Annotated in this window: 19 protein-coding genes; 9 read left to right on the plus strand and 10 right to left on the minus strand. The window is 66.4% G+C overall.

All coding sequences use genetic code 11. From position 1 onward, the window contains the following. Positions 1–51: 51 nt before the first annotated feature. Positions 52–1,419, minus strand: a complete 1,368-nt coding sequence (locus GGQ64_RS05850) for a TIGR03808 family TAT-translocated repetitive protein (RefSeq protein WP_183800453.1) — start codon at positions 1,417–1,419, stop codon at positions 52–54. Between the two features lie 307 nt (positions 1,420–1,726). Between GGQ64_RS05850 and GGQ64_RS05855 the strand changes: the two genes are divergently transcribed. Next, positions 1,727–4,027, plus strand: coding sequence for a sensor domain-containing protein (locus GGQ64_RS05855; protein WP_183800456.1), 2,301 nt, complete (start codon positions 1,727–1,729; stop codon positions 4,025–4,027). A gap of 553 nt (positions 4,028–4,580) precedes the next feature. On the opposite strand, the gene GGQ64_RS05860 is transcribed toward GGQ64_RS05855, so the two are convergent. Further along, complete coding sequence (locus tag GGQ64_RS05860; protein WP_183800907.1) at positions 4,581–5,459, minus strand: amino acid ABC transporter substrate-binding protein; 879 nt, start codon at positions 5,457–5,459, stop codon at positions 4,581–4,583. Between the two features lie 255 nt (positions 5,460–5,714). Further along, the gene (locus GGQ64_RS05865; protein WP_183800459.1) at positions 5,715–6,185 is read right to left on the minus strand and encodes a DUF1579 domain-containing protein; all 471 of its coding nucleotides are present in this window, start codon (positions 6,183–6,185) and stop codon (positions 5,715–5,717) included. 172 nt (positions 6,186–6,357) lie between these two features. Here GGQ64_RS05865 and GGQ64_RS05870 point away from each other — a divergent pair, with 172 nt between their 5' ends. The 4 genes from GGQ64_RS05870 (at position 6,358) to GGQ64_RS05885 (ending at position 10,710) form a co-directional block, all read left to right on the plus strand. Beyond that, complete coding sequence (locus tag GGQ64_RS05870; RefSeq protein WP_183800462.1) at positions 6,358–6,816, plus strand: MarR family winged helix-turn-helix transcriptional regulator; 459 nt, start codon at positions 6,358–6,360, stop codon at positions 6,814–6,816. An 88-nt stretch (positions 6,817–6,904) separates the two neighbouring features. Continuing rightward, positions 6,905–7,915 (plus strand): ligase-associated DNA damage response exonuclease, encoded by a 1,011-nt coding sequence (locus GGQ64_RS05875; protein ID WP_183800465.1) that lies wholly within the window; start codon positions 6,905–6,907, stop codon positions 7,913–7,915. A gap of 256 nt (positions 7,916–8,171) precedes the next feature. Next, on the plus strand, positions 8,172–9,812 hold the full coding sequence (locus GGQ64_RS05880) for a cisplatin damage response ATP-dependent DNA ligase (protein ID WP_183800468.1): 1,641 nt from the start codon (positions 8,172–8,174) through the stop codon (positions 9,810–9,812). 85 nt (positions 9,813–9,897) lie between these two features. Beyond that, positions 9,898–10,710 (plus strand): nickel-binding protein, encoded by an 813-nt coding sequence (locus tag GGQ64_RS05885; protein WP_183800471.1) that lies wholly within the window; start codon positions 9,898–9,900, stop codon positions 10,708–10,710. 41 nt (positions 10,711–10,751) lie between these two features. Here GGQ64_RS05885 and GGQ64_RS05890 read toward each other — a convergent pair whose 3' ends face one another. Continuing rightward, positions 10,752–11,597, minus strand: coding sequence for an oxidoreductase (locus GGQ64_RS05890; protein WP_183800474.1), 846 nt, complete (start codon positions 11,595–11,597; stop codon positions 10,752–10,754). Positions 11,598–11,647: 50 nt separating this feature from the next. Between GGQ64_RS05890 and GGQ64_RS05895 the strand changes: the two genes are divergently transcribed. Together GGQ64_RS05895 and GGQ64_RS05900 are read left to right on the plus strand one after the other, a co-directional pair. Further along, positions 11,648–12,250: a TetR/AcrR family transcriptional regulator gene (locus tag GGQ64_RS05895; protein WP_183800477.1), complete on the plus strand. Its 603-nt coding sequence runs from the start codon at positions 11,648–11,650 to the stop codon at positions 12,248–12,250. Positions 12,251–12,377: 127 nt separating this feature from the next. Then, positions 12,378–13,817, plus strand: a complete 1,440-nt coding sequence (locus GGQ64_RS05900; protein ID WP_183800480.1) for a metal-dependent hydrolase family protein — start codon at positions 12,378–12,380, stop codon at positions 13,815–13,817. A 99-nt stretch (positions 13,818–13,916) separates the two neighbouring features. Here the strand turns inward: GGQ64_RS05900 and GGQ64_RS05905 are convergent, their stop codons facing one another. Continuing rightward, entirely contained in the window at positions 13,917–14,756 is an 840-nt protein-coding gene (locus tag GGQ64_RS05905) for a protein-L-isoaspartate O-methyltransferase family protein (RefSeq protein ID WP_343059423.1), read from the minus strand. A gap of 257 nt (positions 14,757–15,013) precedes the next feature. Here GGQ64_RS05905 and GGQ64_RS05910 point away from each other — a divergent pair, with 257 nt between their 5' ends. Then, the gene (locus tag GGQ64_RS05910) at positions 15,014–15,802 is read left to right on the plus strand and encodes a L,D-transpeptidase family protein (RefSeq protein WP_183800483.1); all 789 of its coding nucleotides are present in this window, start codon (positions 15,014–15,016) and stop codon (positions 15,800–15,802) included. Between the two features lie 38 nt (positions 15,803–15,840). On the opposite strand, the gene chrA is transcribed toward GGQ64_RS05910, so the two are convergent. From chrA to GGQ64_RS05935, 5 genes are all read right to left on the minus strand, one after another. Then, a complete protein-coding gene (gene chrA, locus GGQ64_RS05915; RefSeq protein ID WP_425488487.1) occupies positions 15,841–17,250 on the minus strand; it encodes a chromate efflux transporter in 1,410 nt (469 codons plus the stop codon). 1 nt (position 17,251) lies between these two features. Continuing rightward, positions 17,252–18,067: a chromate resistance protein ChrB domain-containing protein gene (locus tag GGQ64_RS05920; protein ID WP_183800486.1), complete on the minus strand. Its 816-nt coding sequence runs from the start codon at positions 18,065–18,067 to the stop codon at positions 17,252–17,254. A gap of 180 nt (positions 18,068–18,247) precedes the next feature. Next, positions 18,248–18,625, minus strand: coding sequence for a response regulator (locus GGQ64_RS05925; RefSeq protein WP_183800489.1), 378 nt, complete (start codon positions 18,623–18,625; stop codon positions 18,248–18,250). Beyond that, positions 18,594–20,528, minus strand: a complete 1,935-nt coding sequence (locus tag GGQ64_RS05930) for a sensor histidine kinase (protein ID WP_183800492.1) — start codon at positions 20,526–20,528, stop codon at positions 18,594–18,596. Before GGQ64_RS05930 ends, GGQ64_RS05925 begins: the two co-directional genes overlap by 32 nt. Positions 20,529–20,586: 58 nt before the next feature. After that, positions 20,587–21,111: a MarR family winged helix-turn-helix transcriptional regulator gene (locus tag GGQ64_RS05935; protein ID WP_183800495.1), complete on the minus strand. Its 525-nt coding sequence runs from the start codon at positions 21,109–21,111 to the stop codon at positions 20,587–20,589. Between the two features lie 107 nt (positions 21,112–21,218). Here GGQ64_RS05935 and GGQ64_RS05940 point away from each other — a divergent pair, with 107 nt between their 5' ends. Next, positions 21,219–21,641 (plus strand): organic hydroperoxide resistance protein, encoded by a 423-nt coding sequence (locus GGQ64_RS05940; protein ID WP_183800498.1) that lies wholly within the window; start codon positions 21,219–21,221, stop codon positions 21,639–21,641. Positions 21,642–21,862: the final 221 nt, after the last annotated feature.

Below are 21,862 nucleotides of genomic sequence, written 5' to 3' on the forward strand. Positions count from 1 at the left end.
TTGACCGCGGGCGCGTCGATCAGACGCGCGCCGCGGGAGCGCCTGCCCGGCTTATCCCGTCCGGTTGCGCTCGATCGTGAGGTGGGCGAACTGCTCCGCCCCGTCCGCAAGGTCGCCGGTCGCCCGCTCGTTCCAGCGGTAACCGGCGATGGCGCCCTGCGGCGTTTGTTCGAAGACGTTGCCCGAGACCAGCGCCGATCCGGCGCCCTCGACCACGGTCACCGCGCAGCCGACGGGGGTGGCGCGCACGAGATTGCCGTTGACGACGAGGCCGCGCATGTAGGGGCCCCAGCCGAGCATCAGGCCGTATTTCGGTGCGTTCTCGATGGTGTTGCCGCTGACAACCGTGTCGGCCTCCACGGCGATGCCGAAGCCGAAGCCGGCCCCGTCGTGGACGTAGGGCCCTTCGAGTTTCAGGTTGCGCACGACGTTGCCCGTCACCGTCGAAAGCCGCCCGCCCTCGTTGAAGTTGACGATCAGGATGCCGTTGGCCGCCCCGTCGATCAGGTTGCCGCTGACGATCGCGCCCTCGAAGCCGAACTCGGAGTAGATCGCCGTCTCCCCCGAGGCGAGGCAGGTGTTTGCGGAGATCTGGATGTTGGAGCCGGCATTGGAGCGGATGGCCGAAAACGCGCAGTCGGAGAGGTGATTGTTCGCCACCATCACGTTGTCGGCGCGGAAGATGTTGATGCCGTTGCCGTATTCGCCGGTCCCGCCGTTGCGCGCGCCGATGCCCGAGACCCGGTTGCCGGTCACCATCGTGCCGTCCGGCCCCTTGGTCCAGCGGTGCACGAGGATGCCGCCATTGGCGCAGTCCAGAACGGTGTTGGCGGTAATCGAAAGCCCGGTGCTCTCGATGGCGTAGATCGCATGGTCGGCAGCCCCCGAAATGCGGTTCTTCTCGATGCGGCCGCCGCAGTGCTCCAGGTAGAGCGCGGACTTCGACGAACCCTTGATCTCGCAGTTCTCGATCCTGACGTCCGTGGCGGCGGAAAGATGGACGAGCCCTTCCACCGTGTCGTCGAGCCAGCGGTTGTTGCCGTCGATCACCAGGTCTTCGAGCACGATGCTGCCGGCGCCCTGGCAGGCGAACAGGTAGCCGTCGCCGCCGTAAAGGATCCGGGTGGCGCCGGCAACGCCGGTCAACCGGGTGTTGTCGGGCAGGTCGATGTTGGAGACGACATAGTCGCCGGGCGGCAGGAAGACCGGAACCTGCTTCTCGGCTGCCTCCTTCAGCAGCCTGGAGAAGGCCCTGCTCTTGCGGTCGCCGCCGCCGGGCCGCACGCCGTGCGCCGAGGCGTCGATGGCGCCGCGCAGGTCGACCTCGATTGCGGCAGGTACGCTCGTGGCGCGCGCCGGCACGGCTGCGCCGAGCACCCCCAGGCCGATCGAAGAGACTATTAAGCGTCTGGTAACCATTTCTGCTCCTTGGCCTACAGGGAGCAGGAACCGTGCCAGGTTGTTTTGTGCCGAAATGACACGGATTTCGGGCAATCAGGACGGTCCGCCGCCGGAGGGCGTGTCCATCGCGGGACGGCTTGCGAAAATGGGGCACCGGCCGGCCGCTTCGACCGGCCCGGCCGCCGTGCCGTTTGGGAGCGGAAGTCGCCGGATATCCGGCATTGGAACGAATGGATTCAGCTTTGGATAACGGTCTGGAGTGTAGCCTTGGGTTGCAACGACGAAGCCCTGCCAGGCACAAGGCAGGCAGGTTGGGGAATTGCGGATGCAGCTGTCCGAAAATTTGTCGCCGCCGGAAGGCGAGACGATAGATCCGACATCGCGCCTGCTCGCGGCGAGCGAGCGGCTGATGGCGGAGGCTGCGCGCCGTTTTCCCATCGCCGGCGATCCGCACAGTCGCGCCTACTGGATGGAGGCGATGATCAACCAGGCGCCGGACTATTTCTTCTTCAAGGATCGCGACAGCCGCTTCCTGCTGGCCAACCGCGCCGTCATCTCCGACCTGTACAAGGAGACGGACCTGACCGGCAGGACCGATTTCGATCTCTTTCCGCCCGAACTCGCGCAGCAGTTCTTCGAGATCGAGCAGGAGATCATGCGCTCGGGCGAGCCGATGCTGGACATGGAGGAGAAGATCCCGGACGGCCGGGGCGGGCTGAAATGCCTGCTCACCTCCAAACTGCCGATGCGCAACGAGCAGGGTGAGATCGTCGGCATCATCGGCGTCGCCCGCGACATCACCGAGCGCAAGCGCCAGGAGCAGCTGCATCTCGGCCAGGCGGAGCTTCTGAAGATGATCGCGGTCGGCGCGCCGTTGAAGGATGTCTTCACCGCGCTCATTCACCTGATCGAGGGACAGATCGCCGATGTCACGGGCTCCGTCCTGCTGCTCGATCCGGAGGAAAACTGCCTGCGGCACGTCGCCGCCCCCAATCTCGACCCGAACTGCTTCACCCGCATCGACGGCATCCCGATCGGCCCGGCGGTTGGCTCCTGCGGCACCGCCATGTGGCGCGGCGAGCCCGTGTTCGTCGCCGACATCGAGACTGATCCGCTATGGGAAGGCTATCGCGACCTGGCCGTCCCCTACGGCTTTCGCTCCTGCTGGTCGGCGCCGATCCACTCCTATCAGGGCCAGGTGCTCGGCTCGCTCGGGCTTTACGGGCGCACGCCGGGCCTGCCGTCCACCACCTGCCAGAAGCTGCTCGGCATGGCCACGCACATCGCCGGCATCGCGATTGAGCGCAAGCAGGCCGAGGACCGCATCCAGTTCGTCGCCCACCATGACGTGCTGACCGGCCTGCCCAACCGCAGCATGCTCGACGAGCGCATCTCGAGCGCCATCGAGGCGGCCGACGACGCCAACGGCACCATCGCCGTCGCCTTCATCGATCTCGACAACTTCAAGCTGGTCAACGACAGCCTCGGCCATCACGCCGGCGACGAACTGCTCAAGACGGTGTCCCGGCGGATGCTGGACAAGCTTCGCCCGGAGGATTCGCTGGTCCGCCTCGGCGGCGACGAGTTCGTCGTCCTGCTTACCGGCCCGCGTCGCAGGGGCGAGCAGCTTTCGGTACGGCTGGAATCGATCCGCAAGGCGATCGCCGATCCCGTCCTGCTCGAGGGCCACAGCGTGCAGGTCACCTGCAGCATGGGCGTCGCCCTATATCCCGGCCACGGCCGCAACGCCACCGAGCTCCTGGCCAATGCCGACCTCGCCATGTACCGCTCCAAGGAGATCGGCCGCGACGCGCTGCAGTTCTTCACCGCCGAGATGGCGTCGAGCGCGCACGAAAAGCTGCGCTACCAGGAGGAACTGCGCCGGGCGATCGCCCGCGAGGAGTTCGTGCTCCACTACCAGCCGCAGATGGACCTGAAGACCGGGCATATCTTCGCCGTCGAGGCGCTGATCCGCTGGAACCATCCCGAGCGCGGGCTGCTGATGCCCGGCGATTTCATTTCCTTTGCCGAGGATACCGGCCTGATCGGCCAGATCGGCGACTGGACTCTCAGGGCGGCATGCCGGCAGAACAAGGCCTGGCGGGATGCCGGCCTGCCGCCGGTCGTGGTCAGTGTCAACGTCTCCGCGCGCCAGTTCCAGGAGCCGGAATGGGTCGAGCGCGTGGCCTCAGCACTCAGGAAGAGCGGGCTGGAGGCGCGCTATCTCGAGCTGGAACTGACCGAAAGCGTGATCATGGCCGACGTGCAGCAGGCCGTCGCCCTCATGCACCGGCTGGAGGCACTGGGCGTGCACCTGGCGATCGACGATTTCGGCACCGGCTACTCCAGCCTCAGCGCGCTCAAGCGCTTCCCGGTCGACCGCCTCAAGATCGACCGCTCCTTCGTGCAGGATCTGCCCGACGACCCCGACGACGCGGCGATCGCCCGCGCCATCATTTCGCTCGCCCATACGCTGCAATTGAAGGTGATCGCCGAGGGCGTGGAAACCCGCGAGCAGCTGGAATTCCTGCGCGGCGCCGGCTGCGACGAGATCCAGGGCTACTATCTGAGCAAGCCGGTGCGCGCCGAGGGCATCGAGACCCTGCTCCGCATCCCCAACATCTGACCGGAACCGACGTTTGCGGTGGACGCCGGGGACGCCGGTCCTCGAGGCATTCCGCCTGCTGTGCCCCTGCCGGAAATCTACGCCACTCGGCAGCAGATGCCGTCATGGCCGCTTTTGGCCCTGAGCGGACTAAATGGGCGGCGCTTCTCCAATTGGCGGGCGCTTACGGTCCGCTGGTTCCGCTATTTCTTCTTCGCTTGATCGTGATGCCACTTGATGGCGAAGAACATGCCCGTGCCTAACACGAGGATCTTGAGCGGAAAGAAGACTATAGGGAACCAATCCCACATTTCGGATATTTCCAGGCTATTACTATCTATCGTGAGGCAGCACTACCTCAACACTGCTGCATACAACATCAGCCATGTTGACGCAGATGAGATCATGACCTTCCCATCACACGGCATGAGTGGGCTTGCCCCGCGGTATCGGGCAGTGCTTTCGAGCTTGGTGAGACGAGCAGATACCGGACGGCCGGTCGCCCGCGATGGGCCCTTCGCGGACACGCTCCGAAGACTGTGCAGGCAAACCGGCTTCCGTCCGCACACACGACCTATGGCACGTGCTGCATGATGATCTGCGTGTGCAGCATTGGCGCTTCGGCTCCGAAATAGGTCTCCAACAGCGGCAGAAGATCGTCCGACAGGTAGAAATCCGTCAGCGCGCGGTCTGCCAGCAGGCGGAAGTCGGCGTCGCCGCGACGCAACGCGATCGCATAGGGTTCATGCGTGAGCAGGCGATCACCGACCTTGAGCGAGGACGGATCGCGCGCCCGCTTGGCCAGGCTGATGAGCAGCACCTGATCGGCGATGTAGGCATCGATCTTGCGGTCCTCCAGCGCCTTGAGCCCGTCCTCATGCGTGTTGAAATCGTCAAGCCGTGTCTTCGATTCCTGGATTGCAAGTGCCTCGCGAAGTGTCGCTGCCGTCGTCGTGTCTGCGCGCATGCCGATGACGTTTGTGGCAACGCGCTCGCTGACGGCGTGAACGGCGGGTCCGTCGAGAAAGAGCGTCTGCAGGTAGTCGGGTGAATCCTTGCGCAGCAGCGCGCTCGCCCCGGTGAGAAAGATCGGTTGTGAGAAATCGACGATTTCCCGCCTCTCCAAGTTCACGGTAATGGAACCGCAAAGCAGGTCGATATCTTCATTCTTGACTGCATCGAAGCCGTTGGCGAGCGTCATCCCAACATATTCGCGTTTCAGTTGCGGAAACTGATGTTCGATCTCGTCGGCGATCTTGCCGCACAGGTCGATGGCATATCCCACCGGTTCGGCCCCCGGCTGGCCGGAGGAAAAAGGCGCCTGGTCGGAGATGTAGCCGATACGCACGGTTCCACGCTCCGCAATCGTGTCGAGCGTTGCCGCCGCGGTCGCCAAAGCTGAAAAGCAAAGGGCGAGGCTTGCCAGCAGAAGCCGTCTCATGCGCTTGGCCATACGTGTCTGCGGGGCACCTGCATGATCCCTGTCTCCGAAAAACGGTGTCGATCTCAAAGGGTACACGCAGCTTATGGGCTGCCCCCCATATGTCAACCGAAGACGCCTGGCGTCGCTCGGCGGCATCGTCGCCATGGCAGGTCGATTGGCCCCATGGCCGGCATGACCGCAAATGGCGCAAAGATGCCTCCGCCGCTGCGGCTCCACGTGCTGCGCTTCCTACGTCTCCCCGCAGGCGGAGAGACGGACGACCGCCTACCGCCGCCGCCAGTAGTGCACCTCCATCATCTTCTCCCAGCCCTTGCCCGGCTTGTCCACCAGCGCGGTCAACGTGCGATGGTCGTCGTCGATGAAGGTGATCACGTCCTGGTAGGGCAGGCGCTTGCCCTCGTTCTCGAAATCCGGGCCCTCGCTGTGCAGCGCCAGCACGTTGCCGGTCGGCTCCAAGATCCCGTCATAGTGCCACAGATGCGTCATCATCGAGCCGATCCAGCTGCCGATGTAGCGGTCGCGCGCGGGATCGTAGCCGATCGTCATCACCGATTCGCCCGGCTCGCCGTCCGGCATCAGCCCGCGGCCCTCGCACAGCACCCACAGGCCGCCGATGCGGCGGACGGTCTCCGTCCAGGTGACTTCCGCCGGCGGTCCGGCCATCGCCTCGTCCGAGACGTCCCAGGTTCCCACCAGCCGCTCCAGCCACCGGTGCTGTGTCGTGATCTCTGCCATTGCCGCTACCTCCCGTGCGTGTCGCGCTTTTTCTGCGATAGAAACTTGGAACCATCGGCCATTCGTCAAGGCCAGGCGGCGGCGCACGGTGAGGAAGCGGGGCGGGGCCATGGGCAGGAACTGGGGCACGGTTGCTCTTGACAAGGGTACGTTGATATCAACAGTAATGCGCATGACCGAGCACGCCGCCATCTCCGCCACCGTCTCCCATGATACCACGCTGCATGTGCGTGACCATTGCCTCTGCCTGCATGCGCAAAGGGCCGCCCGCGCGCTCGGGCGCCGCTTCGACGAGGCCCTTCGCCCGGTCGGCCTGACCAACGGCCAGTTCTCGCTGATGATGGCGCTCAATCGTCCCGAGCCGCCGCCGATGGGCCCCGTCGCGGTCCTGCTCGCCATGGACCGCACGACCCTGACGGCAGCCGTCAAGCCGTTGTCGCGCCGCGGCCTGGTCGCAGTCCTGCCCGACCCGCGCGACCGCCGCGGCCGCAGGCTGGCGCTGACCGAGGCGGGCAGGGACCTGCTGGCCCGCGCCCTGCCGGTCTGGGTGGAAACCCATGCCGCGGTGGAAGCCGACCTCGCCGGCATCGACGTCGACGCGCTGCGGCAGGGACTGAAGATGCTGTCCTGAGTGCCCGCGCAGCGGCCTGCCGCAGCATGCGTCCGCCAAATCGCCGCCCGCTCTGGCGGCTCGCGCAAATTCGCCTATCTTCGCAGGGATGAAGCCAGATCAGCTGCTCTATCCGGCGCCCGCCGGCCTCTATTGCCCCTCCGGCGATTTCTACGTCGATCCGATGCGGCCGGTCGCCCGCGCGCTGATCACCCACGGCCATTCCGACCATGCCCGCGCCGGCCATGGCGCGGTGCTGGCCACCCGCGAGACGCTCGACATCATGGCGATCCGCCACGGCCCGGATTTCTGCGGCACCGCGCAGCCGGTCGAGTTCGGCGAGACGATCGACCTCTCCGGTACCAGGGTCTCCTTCCATCCGGCCGGCCATGTGCTCGGCTCGGCGCAGATCGCGATCGCCGCAGACGGCACCCGCTTCTGCGTCTCCGGCGACTACAAGCGCAGTCCCGACCCGACCTGTGCGCCTTACGAGCCGGTCGCCTGCGACGTCTTCATCACCGAGGCGACCTTCGGTCTGCCTGTGTTCCACCACCCCGATCCGAAGGGCGAGATCGGCAAGCTTCTGACCTCGCTGAAGCAGTTTCCCGAGCGCAGCCACCTCATTGGCGCCTATTCGCTCGGCAAGGCGCAGCGCGTCATCCGGCTCCTGCGCGACTGCGGCTACGACCGCCCGGTCTATATCCACGGCTCGCTTTCGAAGCTCTGCGACTACTACGTTTCGCGCGGCATCGATCTCGGTGATCTGAGGCCGGCGACGCTGGAGAAGGGGGACCGGACCGATTTCGCCGGCGCCGTCGTCGTCGGGCCGCCGTCCGCCTTCGGCGAGCGCTGGGCGCGCCGCTTTCCCGAGCCGCTGGTCGCCTTCGCCTCGGGGTGGATGATGGTGCGCCAGCGCGCCAAACAGGGCGGTGTGGAACTGCCGCTCGTCATCTCCGACCATTGCGACTGGCCCGAACTGACCGAGACCATCCGCGACCTCGCCCCGGCCGAGGTCTGGGTCACCCACGGCCGCGAGGAGGCGCTGGTGCGCTGGTGCGAACTCGCCGGCATCCCCGCCCGCCCGCTCCATCTCGTCGGCTACGAGGACGAGGGGGATTGATGGTGGCGACGTTTCACACCGATCAGACCAGCGACCTCATCGCGCCCGTACCGGCCCCGCCGCCCCCCTCATCCGCCTGCCGGCACCTTCTCCCCGATGGGGAGAAGAGGGAGATCGGGGTGGGCCTGCCGTACTTCTCGTTAGCCGTGGCCGCGGCGGCGCCGCACGGGCTCTTCTCCCCATCGGGGAGAAGGTGCCGGCAGGCGGATGAGGGGGGCTTTGCCACATCCACCCACAGGCGAGGCGAAGCCGTCCCATGAAAGCCTTCGCCGCACTCCTCGACCGCCTCGTCCTCACCCCGTCGCGCAACGGCAAGCTGAAGCTTCTGGCGGACTATTTCCGCGACACGCCCGACCCCGACCGCGGTTACGGGCTGGCGGCGATCGCCGGCACGCTGGACCTGAAGAGCGTCAAGCCGGCGCTCCTGCGCGATCTGGTGCTGGAGCGGATGGACGAGGTGCTGTTCCGCTATTCCTACGACTATGTCGGCGACCTCGCCGAGACCATTGCGCTCGTCTGGGACCAGGAGCGCAAGGAGCGGATCGACGACGACCGCCAGCCGCGCCTGTCCGCCGTCGTCACCCGCATGAACGCGCTCGGCCGCACCGAGGTGCGGGGAGCCGTGCGCGACCTGCTCGACCGGCTCGATCCCTCCGCCCGCTTCGCCTTCATCAAGCTCGCGACCGGGGCCCTGCGCATCGGCGTCTCCGCGCGGCTCGCCAAGCAGGCGCTCGCCGATTTCTCCGGCCGCGACATCACCGAGATCGAGACCCTGTGGCACGGGCTCGAGCCGCCCTACGAGGCGCTGTTTGCCTGGCTGGAGGGCAGGGCGGAGCGCCCGGTGCTGGCGACGCCGGCGATCTTCCATTCGGTCATGCTGGCAAATCCCGTTGGCGAGGGCGACCTCGACGGCCTCGACCCGGCCGATTTCGCCGCCGAATGGAAATGGGACGGCATCCGCGTCCAGCTCTCGGCGGCAGGCTCCACCCGCAGGCTCTATTCCCGCTCCGGCGACGACATCTCCGCCGCCTTCCCGGATATCGTCGAGGCCATGACATTCCAGGGCGTGATCGACGGCGAGCTTCTGGTCGGCGGCACCGCCCGCTCCAACAGCGCGACGCGGACCTTCTCCGACCTGCAGCAGCGGCTGAACCGCAAGACGGTCAACGCCCGCATGCTGGAGGACTACCCCGCCTTCGTGCGCGCCTATGACATCCTGTTCGATGCCGAGGCGGACGTGCGCCCGGAAAATTTCGTGACGCGCAGGTCCCGCCTCGCCGAGCTGGTTGAGGCGGCCCCGCACGACCGCTTCGATCTTTCCCCGCTGGTGCCGTTTTCCAGCTGGGGCGAACTCGAACGCCTGCGCGCCGATCCGCCCGATCCGGTCATCGAAGGCGTGATGATCAAGCGCCTCGACAGCGCCTACCAGGCCGGCCGGCTGAAGGGCCCGTGGTTCAAGTGGAAGCGCGACCCCTATAATGTCGATGCGGTGCTGATGTATGCCCAGCGCGGCCACGGCAAGCGCTCCAGCTACTATTCGGACTTCACCTTCGGCGTCTGGGCGCAAGGTCCGGAAGACGGGCCGGAAGGCGACATGCTGGTGCCGGTCGGCAAGGCCTATTTCGGCTTCACCGACGCCGAACTCGAGGTGCTCGACCGGTTCGTGCGCAACAACACCGTCGAGCGCTTCGGCCCCGTGCGCGCCGTGCGCGCCGAGCCCGAATTCGGCTTCGTCGTCGAGGTCGCCTTCGAGGGCATCAACCGCTCCACCCGCCACAAGTCCGGCGTCGCCATGCGCTTCCCCCGCATCGCCCGCCTGCGCGAAGACAAGCTCCCCCGCGACGCCGACCGGCTGGAAACCCTGATGGCGCTGGTGGAGGCGAAGGAGGCGGGGTAGGGGCGGGGAACGCCCGATGGACGCCGCGCCGTCGCTGGCGTAAAATTCCGGCATGCGACACGATCCCGACGGGGGGAGCGGGCGAATGCCGATATTCATGGACAGGCACGACCTTGTCGGCGCGACCTCGGAGGAGGTCGCCGAAGCGCATCTGAAGGATCTCGGCATTCAGGACCAGTACGGGGTCAAGTTCCTGACCTACTGGTTCGATCACCGCAACGGCCGGACCTTCTGCCTCATCGATGCGCCCGACATGGAGACCGCGCAATGCGTCCATCGCGAGGCGCACGGCTTTGTCGCCAGCGAGGTCGTGGAGGTGGCGCTCTCGGCCGTGGAGGCCTTTCTCGGGCGGATTGACGATCTGGAAGGCCGGGGATCCGGTGCCGGGAGCAGGGACGCCGGCCACCGGGCGGTGCTGTTCACCGACATCGTCGGCTCGACGGAAATGACCTCGCGCCTCGGCGACCTCAGGGCGACCGAACTCGTCAGGGCGCATGATTCGGTCGTCCGCCGCTGCCTGTCGCGCTCTTCCGGCCGCGAGGTCAAGCATACCGGCGACGGGATCATGGCCGCCTTCCCGTCGTCCGTGGCCGCCGTCGAATGCGCCATGAAGATCCAGCGCGAGTTCCAGCGCTTCAATGCCGACAATCCCGAACAGCTTCACGTCCGCATCGGGCTCGATTCCGGCGAGCCCGTCGAGGACAGCAACGACCTCTTCGGCACGACGGTCCAGACGGCGGCGCGGCTCTGCGCCGCCGCAGGCGCCGACCAGATCCTCGCCTCAGAGAAGGTCTTCCAGGAATGCGGCACCGCCGACATCTTCGCCCGCGCCGGGCGCTTCCGGCTGAAGGGGTTTGCCAAGCGGGTGCTGGCCTATCAGTGCGCGTGGACCAACTAGCGCCGTAGCCTCATTCCTGCGCGCTCACTGGGCCCAGGAGCTTACGGCGCGAAGCTGGTGGAGCGCGAGAGCGCATCCCAGGCGGCGATTTCGGCCTTCATCCCGTCGAGCTTCTGTTCGACCAGCCCCAGCGCGTCATCGCCCAAAAACAGCCGCACCGGCGGATGCGGGGCCTCGACCAGTGCGAGCAGGGCCTGCGCGGCCTTGGCCGGATCGCCGGGCTGGTTGCCGCTCTTGGCCTGCCGTGCCGCCCGGATCGGATCCATCACCGCATCATAGTCGGCGATGCTGCGGGGCGTGCGATCCATGGACCGTCCGGCCCAATCGGTGCGGAACTGGCCGGGCGCCAGCGCCGTCACCCGGATCCCGAAGCCCGCCACCTCCTTGCCGAGCGCTTCGGAGATGCCTTCGAGGGCAAACTTGCTGCCGCAATAGAAGGTGATCCCCGGCATGGTGATGAAGCCGCCCATGGAGGTGACGTTGATGATGTGGCCGCGACGCCGCGCGCGCATGCCCGGCAGCACCGCCTTCATCATCGCCACCGGACCGAACACGTTGGCGGCGAACTGGCGCTGGAGATCGTCGATGGAGGATTCCTCCAGGACACCCTCGTGGCCATAGCCGGCATTGTTCACCAGCACGTCGACCGGGCCGACCTGTCGTTCCGCCTCGCCGACGACCGCCGGGATCGCATCGAAATCCGTCACGTCCAGCACCAGCGGGTGGGCACGACCGGGCGCGAGCGCGGCGAAGGCCGCGGTGTCAGCTTCCCGTCGCACGGTGCCGATGACGTGGTGGCCGGCCTCGAGCGCGCCTGAGGCAAAGGCCCGGCCCAGGCCCGAGCTGACACCGGTGATGAGGAAAGTCTTGGGGGCGAAAGCCGTCATGGTCCAACTCCGTGTTTCAAAGATAACTATATCATGATATAGATTCCTTCATGAAACGAATCAAGATCCAACCATTCACCAATGCCGCCAGGGGCGAGCCGCTCCGCCAGCGCGTGCTCGATGCGGCGGAACGGCTGCTCCGCAAGGGCAAGGCCGATTTTTCGATGCGCGACCTCGCCGCGGAGGCCGGCGTCAGCTTCGCGACGCCCTTCAACCAGTTCGGAAGCAAGGCCGCGATCATGCACGCCCTTTCGGCCCGGCGGATCGATACGATGATAAAGCGCTTCGTCGAGGCAACGCTGCCTGCGGACGCATCCGGCCGCGTGCTGCTGGCCATCGACACGGCTGTCGCGGTGATGCTGGAGGAACCGGAGGTCAACCGGGCGGTGATGGGGTGGATCGGCACCGCCGGCCCGTCCCCCGGAAAGGTCCTGGAGCACTCCATGGCCCTGTGGTCGCTGGCGCTGGGCACAGGCGAAGGCCTGGCCGGGGCCGGGCGCGAGCAGGCGCTGCGCTGCCTGCCGGGGCAATTCGCTTTTGCCTTTCGCGGGGTGCTGTCCTTCTGGACCGCCGGCGAACTGCCGGACGAGGCGCTCGCCTCGAATGCGCGGGAGATCGCTCTAACCTTGCTGCTCGGATTTACCGAACGGTAGCGGTTCCGGCATCCCGCGCGCAGCCTTCCGCAACGCTGGACATTGCCGCCGTGGTCGGCCAAGGTGCCGCGATAGTTGCATGTCTTTTGTCTGCCTGTATCGGTCTCGAATTGCTGGAGGAATGTGAATGCTGCGTCTCGGGGAGAAATACCGGCATCTGGTGCACGGCGGCGGTTGCGCCTGCCAGTCGCTCGAGGTCCAGCAGGCATCGCTGCGCCTGGAGCGCCTGACTCGTCGCGCGCTGCTCGCCGGCGCCGGTGCGGCGCTCATTGCCGGCGTGCCGAAGCCTGTCCTTGCGCAGGCGTCCGACAAGCCGCCGCAGACCCTGTTCCGGCAGGCGAGGCTGTTCGACGGCACCTCCGCCGGCAGTGAGGCCGGCGTGCAGGTCCTGGTCGAGGGCAACCGAATCGCGGCCGTCGACCGGAGCAATAACCCGCCGCCGGCGGGGGCGACGGTCATCGATTGCGGCGATCGGTTCCTGATGCCGGGCATGATCGACGCGCACTGGCACACGCTCTTCGCCGCCGTGCCGGTGCAGGTCGCGACGACCGGCGATCCGGGCCTGATCTACACGGCTTCCACCGCCGAGGCCGAACGCACGCTGCTGCGCGGTTTCACGACCGTGCGCGACCTCGGCGGACCCGTCTTCACCTTCAAGCAGGCGATCGACGCCGGAACGATCCCCGGCCCGCGGATCTATCCCTCCGGCGCCTTCATCACCACCTCCGGCGGGCACGGCGACCTGCGGATGCCCTCGGAGATCCCCCGCGATCCCGCCCGGCTCAGCATCATGGAGCAGGTGGGCGGCGCGATGCTCGCCGACAGCCTCGGCGAGGTGCAGATGCGCGTGCGCGAGCAGTTGCTGCAGGGCGCTTCGCAGATCAAGGTGATGGGCGGCGGCGGCGTGTCCTCGCCGCGCAGCCCGCTCGACATGACGACCTTCAGCGAGGAGGACCTGCGCGCAGCCGTCGCCGTGGCGCGCGACTGGAACACCTACGTGGCCGTGCACGCCTATGCGCCGCAAACGGTGCAGCGCGCCGTCAATGCCGGTGCCGCCTGCATCGAGCACGCGCACCTGATGGACGAGGCGACCGCAGCGCTGATGGCCGAAAAGGGCGCCTGGCTCAGCACCCAGCCATTCCTGTCGACCGAGGATGCCGTGCCCCTGACCGGGCCGTCCGCCGAACGCCTGAACCAGGTGATCGCCGGCACCCCCGTCGTCTACGAACTGGCGCGCAAGCACGGGCTCAAGCTCGCCTGGGGCTCCGACATGCTGTTCTCGCCGGCGATCACGATGCGCCAGAACACCATGCTGACGCATCTGTCCGAATGGTATTCCAGCGCCGAGATCCTGAAGATGGTGACCTCGACCAATGCCGAGCTCCTCGGCCTTTCCGGCCCGCGCAACCCCTATCCGGCCAAGCTCGGCGTCGTCGAGCCCGACGCCTTCGCCGATCTCCTGGTCGTCGACGGCAACCCGCTGGAGAACATCGCCCTCCTGCGCGATCCGCAGAAGAATCTCGCCGTCATCATGAAGGACGGCAAGATCCACAAGAACACGCTCTAAAGCATGTCGCGCAAAAGTGTGCAGCGGTTTTGCGACGACGACATGCGCAAAATGAAAGATCTGAAGCGCGGGAGCGGATCTGAAAGATCGTGACGCGCTTTAGATCTCCGTACGCGAGAACCAAACGTCCTCATAGATCGCCACGGCCGTCTCGTCGGGCGCCTCGTCGCGCATCAGCCGGATCGACCGGACGGCGGCCGCGTCGGGAACGGTCGGCGTCTTGCGGCAGCCGGAACTGTCCGATGCGCCGATGCAGGGGATGAAAGTGGCGCGCATCAGCGGGCGGACGCAATGGCCTGCATCGGTGCGCGTCACCAGCAGCGCGAGCCCCACCTTGTCGGTCGGCTGCCAGGGAAAGATCAGCCGCCCCCCGGTCCGCAGCGCATCCAGCCAGCGAACCGGCGGGGCCACCACGCCGGCGTTCACGTAGATCAGGTCGGCAGGCGGCAGCGGCAGGGTCGTGGCGTCGCCATGGATCACCTCGACTCCCTCGAACGGCCGGAGGTTCTCTCTGGCGCGCGCTGCAAGGTCGGCCTCGATCTCGTAGGCATGGATGCGCCCGTTCGGCAGTACCAGCATCGAGAGCAGGGCGGTATAGTAGCCGGTGCCGGCGCCGACATGGACGACCGTCTCGCCGGCGGCCGGAGCGGCGGCGTTGAGCCAGGCCGCATGCAGGAACGGCTCGCCGTTGTTGATGCCCTTCGCCGCATCGAGGGCGACCAGCACGTTCTGGTAGAGGAATGCCGGATCGGCGCAGGGTGTCTCCAGATAGCTGCGGCCGGCCCTGATCTGCCACGGTCCCGGCCCAAGAAAGGCTTCCCGCGGCACGGCCTCGATGATGCGCTCGAGCCGGTCGTCGGTGGCGTTGCCGGCCGCCGCCATCATCTTCGCGTGGAAAAGGCGGATCTCGTCGAGGGTGGCACGGCGGATGGCGGTCACGGACAGGCTCCGAAAATGGTGTCGCAGAGGCATCGTGGTGGCGTCGCATGCCAGATTATGGAAACCCTTCGTGCGGGCAATGGTCATATTTCGCCCCCGGAAAGGCAGGGGATCGTCGCGGCGGCAGCCGCAAGCCACGCGCCAGCCGGGGCTGCCACAATTGCGGCACGGTAAAGACGTTATCTCGCCGGCAAGGAATCGCCCCTTATCCTTCTCTGTCTGCGTTTCTCGGACTTCATGGAATTGCGTCGCTGATCATGGCCTCAGAACTCACTCTCTCCCGCCGCCGGTTCCTTCGGCTCTCCGGGCTTGCCGCGGCCACGGGCCTTGCCGGCTGCACGTCGTCGATGAACACCGACCGGTTCCGCTGGCAGACCGATGCGGTCTACCGCAACCCGGCGCTGGAAGGGGTTCCGGGGCCGTGGCTGGAGGGGCGCGATCCCGACCAGGGGCCCTACGAGCAGCCGGTGCTGCCGACCGGCATCCCGGATCTCGACCCGGCCTTCGCCGGCATGTACGACGCCCGCATCGACGGCGGCTTCACCATCCCGCAGATCCCCTACCGGCAGATCGACGCCCGCTTCCTGCGCCACGAGGTGGAGGATCCGTTCGGCGAGGCGCCGGGCACGATCATCGTCGATACCGCCAACCGCTATCTCTACCTCACCATGTCCGGCAGCCGTGCCATGCGCTACGGCGTCGGCATCGGCCGCGAGGGGTTTGCCTGGGACGGCCGCGGCGTCATCCAGTGGAAGCAGGCCTGGCCGCGCTGGACCCCGCCCGACAGCATGGTCGCCCGCCAGCCGGAACTGGAGCGCTATTCCGCCCGCAACGGCGGCATGGCGCCCGGTCTGTCCAATCCGCTCGGCGCGCGGGCGCTCTACATCTTCCAGAACGGCCAGGACACGCTCTACCGCCTGCACGGCACCCCGGAGTGGAAGTCGATCGGCCGCGCCGCCTCGTCGGGTTGCGTGCGCCTGCTCAACCAGGACGTCATCGACCTCTACAGCCGCGTGCCGAACGGCGCGCCGATCGTGGTGCTGTAGCACGCGGCGGCAGTAGCCGGGCCCGCCACGCGCTTCGATCAGGCACCGCCGAGGATCCTCCACGCCATGCCCGCGACAGCGCAGGCGAGCAAGGTCGGGATGACCGACACCTTGAAGCGGAAGATCGCGATCGCCGCTGCAAGACTGAGTGCCAGCGACGGCAACGACAGCGAGGACCAGATCGGCAGTTCGATCCAGAGCGGCCCCAGGCGGTGGATCTGGGCATCGGCGAAGAGGAAATGAAGTCCGAACCAGATCGCCAGGTTGAGGATCACGCCGACGACCGCGGCGGTGATGGCCGACATCGCTCCTGCAAGTGCTGCGTTCCCCCTCAGCTTCTCGATGAACGGCGCTCCTAGGAATATCCAGAGGAAGCAGGGGATGAACGTGACCCAGGTGGTCAGGACCGCCGCCAGCGTGGCGGCCGTCATCGGGTTCAGGCTTCCCGGATCACGGTAGGCGCCCATGAAGCCGACGAACTGCAGCACCATGATGAGCGGCCCCGGCGTCGTCTCCGCCATGCCAAGGCCGTCCAGCATCTCTGTCGGCTTGAGCCAGCCGTAGTGCTGGACCGCTTCCTGCGCGACATAGGCCAGCACGGCGTAGGCTCCACCAAAGGTCACGACGGCCATCTTGCTGAAGAACACGCCGATCTGGGTGAATACGTCGTCGCTGCCGAGGAACAGATAGAGAAGGAGCAACGGGACGAGCCACAGCGCAAGCAGGACGACCGAGATCCGCAACGACCATTGCAGGTTCGGGCGCGCATGCGACGGTATCTCTTCGCCCAGCGCAGAGTCGGCGTCCGACAGCACCGCGCCGCCCCCGGACGCGTGGCCGCCCACCCGAAAGGAACCGGAGCCCAACTTCGAACCGACAAAGCCGATGACCGCGGCAGCCAGAATGATCAGCGGGAACGGCACATGGAACGCGAAGATCGCGATGAACGCGGCAGAGGCGATGGCGATCATCGCCGGGTTCCTCAGCGCCCGCCCGCCGATCCTGACGACCGCCTGCACGACGACCGCAAGCACGGCCGCCTTGAGACCGAAGAACATCCCTTCGACGGCATCGACATTTCCGAAGGCCACATAGAGGTAGCTGAGCAGGAGGATGGAAAGGAAGCCGGGAAGCACGAACAGGATGCCTGCGACCAGACCGCCAGCAGTCCGGTGCAGCAACCAGCCGATATAGATGGCGAGCTGCTGTGCCTCCGGTCCCGGCAACAGCATGCAATAGTTGAGGGCGTGCAGGAAGCGATGCTCGCCGATCCATTTCTTTTCGTCGACGACGATGCGGTGCATCACGGCGATCTGCCCCGCCGGTCCGCCGAAGCTGAGTGCGGCAACCCGCAGCCAGACACGAAAGGCTTCGCCGAAGGACACGCCGTGCTGTGCTGCGGCGGCCGGCTGGTCGACCGCCGTTGTGGTGTCGGACATGCTGGTCATGTCAGGCCCCCTTCTTTGCGGAAGGCCAGTTGTGCGTCTCCTCCGTGGCGTCCCGGCACCAGCGATAGAAGGCATCGTAGAGAACCATCCCTGCCTCGAGTTGCTCGAGGTCGTCGGTGTACATCCTGGACAACCCGAGCGAGGCAGCCAGCAGGCCCGCAGCCTCGGGCGCGAGATCAAGCCGCGACGTGTCGGCCGCGCGGACGATCGTCGCGAGGCGCAGCAGCGGTTCCGATTCCAGTCCGAATTCCTCGATCATGGTGTCGAACGAACACCGCTCGCCGCGATGGCTCCAGAACACGTCCTCGATATCGAACGGCGTCGCGCCGAAGCGATCTGCGACCATCGCGACTTCGGAAGCAACGACGAACAGGAAGACCGCAGACGGATCGACAAAGCGGCGGATCAGCCACGGACAGGCGATGCGGTCGATCTTCGGCCGCGCCCGCGTCACCCAGACCGTTCTCCCCTGCCTGTCGCGGGGCGGCAGCTTCTCTTCGGGAACAGCCGGGCCACCTGCCGCGATCCACGCCTTGAAGCCGCCTTCGAGCGTTTCGGCAGCAACGCCCATGGCGCGCAGATGCGCGGCCACGCCGTGGCTGAGCTTGGCGCCATGGTCGCAGATGACGACGGCCGGGCCGGCAAGACCTTGGCCCCATTCGGCGACCTCGGCAAAGGGGCGTCGGAAAGATCCCGGAACAAGCCTGGGATCGGCGGAAAAATCCTCGTCGTTGCGGACATCGACGAGCGTCGGAGCCCCGCGGGTTCCGATGAGACGGCTGAGTTTTTCAGGGGATATTTCAGTGAACGACGGCATCGCGCGTCCCTCCGTTTTGACGGTTCGTTGGACGCGATTCTTCAGCATGACGCCTCGTGGGGTGATCGCGACCCCATACATCCAGTCAGACATGAGATCAGGTCGATGTCAATTGTGGAATCGCTCCGCGGCGACCTTCTCTCTAAAGAGGGGAGGGCGGCCGTCGCCGCAGCCCCACCGTCAGGCTTCGAGAAGCTCCTGCATCTGCCGCAGGTGCTCGATCGTCAGCGGCTTTTCCAGGTAGCTCTTGACGAAGGGATAGCGCAGCGCCCGCTCCCGGTCGGTGCCGAGTTGCGAACTCGTCAGCATGGCGACGACGGGCGCATGGTTGGAGAACGCCCTTGCATAGTGTTCCAGGAACTCGAAGCCGTTCATGATCGGCATGTTGATGTCGAGGATGATGGCATCCGGGGTCTCCGTCTCCAGGATGGCCAGCGCCTCGGTGCCGTCCTGCGCCTTCAGGATGGTGATGGCAGGATCGAACTTGCGGATCGTGTATTCGCAGATGAACTGGTCGTTCTCGTCGTCATCGACCACCAGTATGGTATTCAGCTTCATGTCCGTCCCCGTTCGGCAGCTCGACGATGAAGCGGCTGCCCTTCTCCCTGGCCTCAAAGGTGACCGATCCGCCGAGCGATTCGGCGCTTTTCTTCAAGATGTAGAGGCCGAGCCCGCTGCCGAAGGACCGGCTCGGATGCAGACGCTTGAACATGCGGAACAGAAGCGGACGCTTCTCTTCCGGCACGCCGAGCCCGTTGTCCTCCACCACGAGACGGATCGTCCCGGCATGCTCCTCCAGATAGACGTCGACCCGCGGATCCGCCTCCCTGGGATCATGGTACTTGATCGCATTGGACAGGAGATTGCCGACGATGACGTCGAATTTCGACGGCTTGCTGAAGATTGTCAATTGCGGCGGGATGTGGTTGGCGATCCGGATGCGTCCGTCCTCTTCCAGCGTCGACAGGGTGTCGGCCTGGTTCTGCACGACGTCGTAGGGGGAGAACCTGCGGTCCTCCTCTTCCATCAGCCGGTCGCGCGTCAGCACGATGATGTTCTGGATCAGGTGGTCCAGCCGGGTGAAGTTGCGCTCCATCCGCTCCAGCGTGCCCGACAGCGCGTCGTGGTCGCCGTTTTCCAGCAGTTCGCGCGAGATGTTGAGCAGGCCGATCGAGGAGGCGATCGGCGAGCGCAGGTCGTGCGAGGTGCGATAGGCGAACTCCTCCAGTTCCGCATTGGCCGCGAGCAACTGCCGTTCGAAATGCTTGCGCTCGGAGATGTCGCGGATGATGGCGGTGTGGACTGTCCCCTCGGTAAGCTCGACCTTCGCCACGGAAAGCTCGACGGGGACGATGCGCCCGTCCTTGCGCTGTGCGTCCGTCTCCCCGCTCGCGACAATGCATCCGGCCCGGGCCGCCTGCGCGCTGTCGCCGGGCGGTCCGGGCAGGAGCATCCTGATCGGCTTGCCGACGACGTCTTCCGGCGCGTGGCCGAAAATGCGCTGGCAGGCTGGATTTGCCGAAAGGATGGTGCCGTCGGCGCTGACGGTCAGGATGCCGTCCACGGCGGTGTTGATGATCGCCGAAAGCCGCTCCTGGCTCTCGCTGAGGTTGGTGGCGCTGCGGCTGTAGCGGCGCGAACTCCAGTAGGAATAGGCGAGCAGCCCCGCATAGATCAGCCCGGACAGGAGGATGAGGTCCAGCAGCGTGGCGGCCGTCGAGGAAATCCCGGCGCGGTCGATCGCAAACGGCAGCCTTTTCGCCTGTTCGCTGACCTTCAGGTAGGCGAGCGTCAAGAGGATCAGGTAGGTCGCGACCCCGAGCGAGGCTGCGATCGCCAGCCGGTGATAGCCGGCCGTCCGCGCACCGACGAAGAGGATGCCGACGCCCAGCGCCAGGAAGCAGGTGGCGCTCTGCACCGACATCCGCGTGTTGGCGATCCAGTCATGGGCGGCGTCGAAATCGATCAGGTAGCCGATCAACGCGGTGGCGGCGATCGCGACGGCCGCATAGCTGCCGGCCATCTGCACGAGGTCGCTACTACCGCGCAACGCGCGCCGGATCACGGCAAGACTGATGAGGATGAAGCAGAGCGCGGTGTTCGGCGCGATCCGTCCGGGCAGGCTCGTGCCGATGTCGGTGAACGGCTTGTAGAGCACCTGGTCGATGCCGAGGTCGATGCCGAACACGTGCTGCGACAGCGCGACCACCCCGTAGGCGAGCACGGCGAGAGAAGCGATGACCGGCAGCACGCGGTGGCCGGAAAGCGCGAGCAGGAAGGCCGCGCCGAGGGCCGTGAACGCCAGCGCCGCATTGAACTTCATGCCGAAGATCTCGGGGTGGCGGGCGGCGAGTTCCGCAGGCTCGGCCAGCCAGAAGACGATCATGCCGATGCCGACGACGATGCACCACAGCCCCGCCGACAGGCCGGTCAGTCGCCATTGCCGGTCATCGTGCTGCATTCGACCTCCATCGTCTGCGACGAACGGCAGTATAGGGCGAGCGCCTGCCGGAGCCAGCTTATTTTCCAGGCGCGCCTTCCGGCTGGTCGGCCGGGTCGGGGTCTTGGCTGTGGCTGTGGCCGGCGCGCAGGTTATCGGCCAGCGCCTGCAGCCCGGCGCCGAGGGCGCCCAGCTCTTCGACCGTGCAGCCGGAAGCCTTGCCGATCTCCATCAGGATCCCGCCGGCCGCCGCCTTCATCTCCTTGCCCTTGCCGGTGAGCGTGATTAGCACCTGCCGCTCGTCGGCGCGGTCGCGCGTGCGGGCGATGTAGCCGCTCGCCTCCAGCCGCTTCAGCAGCGGCGAGAGCGTGCCGGAATCGAGGTGGAGCGCCTCGCCGAGCGCCTTGACGGTCTTGGCGTCGTCTTGCCAGAGCGACAGCAGCACCAGATACTGCGGATAGGTGAGGCCGTGCGGCTCGAGCAGCGGCTTGTAGGTGCGGTTGAACGCATGCGCCGCCGAGTAGATGGCGAAACAGAGCTGGCGGTCGAGCGCCAGCATCGCGTCATTGATCTGAATGTCCGGGATCGCGCGCTTGTTTGCCATGGCGCACTATCGCAGGCGTCTTCCAAAAAAGCAATGTGCAAAATTATATTGCGCGCAATTTGATTTTACGCTACACGATAATCATCGACAACCCAAGGAGATCCGATATGCCCATTCTCTATACTACCAAGGCATCTGCCACCGGCGGCCGTGCGGGCCATGGCGCCACCGAAGACGGCGTGCTCGACGTGACGCTGACCGTGCCGAAGGAACTCGGCGGCGACGGCGCCCGCGGCACCAATCCCGAGCAGCTCTTCGCCACCGGCTATTCCGCCTGCTTCCTCGGCGCGCTGAAATTCGTCGCCGGCAAGGAGAAGGTAAAGATCCCCGATGAAGCCAAGGTGACGGCCACCGTCGGCATCGGCCCGCGCGAAGACGGCGGCGGCTTCGGCATCGACGCCGCCCTGCAGGTCTCCGTCCCCGGCGTCGACAAGGCCGTGGTCGAGGACCTGGTCAAGAAGGCCCACGTCGTCTGCCCCTACAGCCACGCCACCCGCGGCAACCTCGACGTCAAGACGACGATCGCCTGAGGCGAGATCGATCTCCGGGGCGAACGGCCCCGACCGACCAACGCCCGGTGCATTGGCGCCGGGCGTTTTTTTGCGTTTGCAATCTGCGGGCAGGGCGGCACACCCTCCCTCTTCCCCCTCGCGGAGAAGTGCCGAGCAAAGCGAGGCGATGAGGGGGCTGCCGCGAACTCGGCGCGTGCCGTTCCCCCTCATCCGGCGCTGCGCGCCACCTTCTCCCCGCT

Source organism: Mycoplana azooxidifex (assembly GCF_014196765.1).
In the GTDB taxonomy this organism is placed as follows: domain Bacteria; phylum Pseudomonadota; class Alphaproteobacteria; order Rhizobiales; family Rhizobiaceae; genus Mycoplana; species Mycoplana azooxidifex.

What these genes read in the sequence shown, in the direction of transcription:
- GGQ64_RS05850 (WP_183800453.1), bottom strand. Translation starts at nt 1,419, where the DNA reads ATGGTTACCAGACGCTTAATAGTCTCTTCGATCGGCCTGGGGGTGCTC.
- GGQ64_RS05855 (WP_183800456.1), top strand. Translation starts at nt 1,727, where the DNA reads ATGCAGCTGTCCGAAAATTTGTCGCCGCCGGAAGGCGAGACGATAGAT.
- GGQ64_RS05860 (WP_183800907.1), bottom strand. Translation starts at nt 5,459, where the DNA reads ATGGCCAAGCGCATGAGACGGCTTCTGCTGGCAAGCCTCGCCCTTTGC.
- GGQ64_RS05865 (WP_183800459.1), bottom strand. Translation starts at nt 6,185, where the DNA reads ATGGCAGAGATCACGACACAGCACCGGTGGCTGGAGCGGCTGGTGGGA.
- GGQ64_RS05870 (WP_183800462.1), top strand. Translation starts at nt 6,358, where the DNA reads ATGACCGAGCACGCCGCCATCTCCGCCACCGTCTCCCATGATACCACG.
- GGQ64_RS05875 (WP_183800465.1), top strand. Translation starts at nt 6,905, where the DNA reads ATGAAGCCAGATCAGCTGCTCTATCCGGCGCCCGCCGGCCTCTATTGC.
- GGQ64_RS05880 (WP_183800468.1), top strand. Translation starts at nt 8,172, where the DNA reads ATGAAAGCCTTCGCCGCACTCCTCGACCGCCTCGTCCTCACCCCGTCG.
- GGQ64_RS05885 (WP_183800471.1), top strand. Translation starts at nt 9,898, where the DNA reads ATGCCGATATTCATGGACAGGCACGACCTTGTCGGCGCGACCTCGGAG.
- GGQ64_RS05890 (WP_183800474.1), bottom strand. Translation starts at nt 11,597, where the DNA reads ATGACGGCTTTCGCCCCCAAGACTTTCCTCATCACCGGTGTCAGCTCG.
- GGQ64_RS05895 (WP_183800477.1), top strand. Translation starts at nt 11,648, where the DNA reads ATGAAACGAATCAAGATCCAACCATTCACCAATGCCGCCAGGGGCGAG.
- GGQ64_RS05900 (WP_183800480.1), top strand. Translation starts at nt 12,378, where the DNA reads ATGCTGCGTCTCGGGGAGAAATACCGGCATCTGGTGCACGGCGGCGGT.
- GGQ64_RS05910 (WP_183800483.1), top strand. Translation starts at nt 15,014, where the DNA reads ATGGCCTCAGAACTCACTCTCTCCCGCCGCCGGTTCCTTCGGCTCTCC.
- chrA (WP_425488487.1), bottom strand. Translation starts at nt 17,250, where the DNA reads ATGACCAGCATGTCCGACACCACAACGGCGGTCGACCAGCCGGCCGCC.
- GGQ64_RS05920 (WP_183800486.1), bottom strand. Translation starts at nt 18,067, where the DNA reads ATGCCGTCGTTCACTGAAATATCCCCTGAAAAACTCAGCCGTCTCATC.
- GGQ64_RS05925 (WP_183800489.1), bottom strand. Translation starts at nt 18,625, where the DNA reads ATGAAGCTGAATACCATACTGGTGGTCGATGACGACGAGAACGACCAG.
- GGQ64_RS05930 (WP_183800492.1), bottom strand. Translation starts at nt 20,528, where the DNA reads ATGCAGCACGATGACCGGCAATGGCGACTGACCGGCCTGTCGGCGGGG.
- GGQ64_RS05935 (WP_183800495.1), bottom strand. Translation starts at nt 21,111, where the DNA reads ATGGCAAACAAGCGCGCGATCCCGGACATTCAGATCAATGACGCGATG.
- GGQ64_RS05940 (WP_183800498.1), top strand. Translation starts at nt 21,219, where the DNA reads ATGCCCATTCTCTATACTACCAAGGCATCTGCCACCGGCGGCCGTGCG.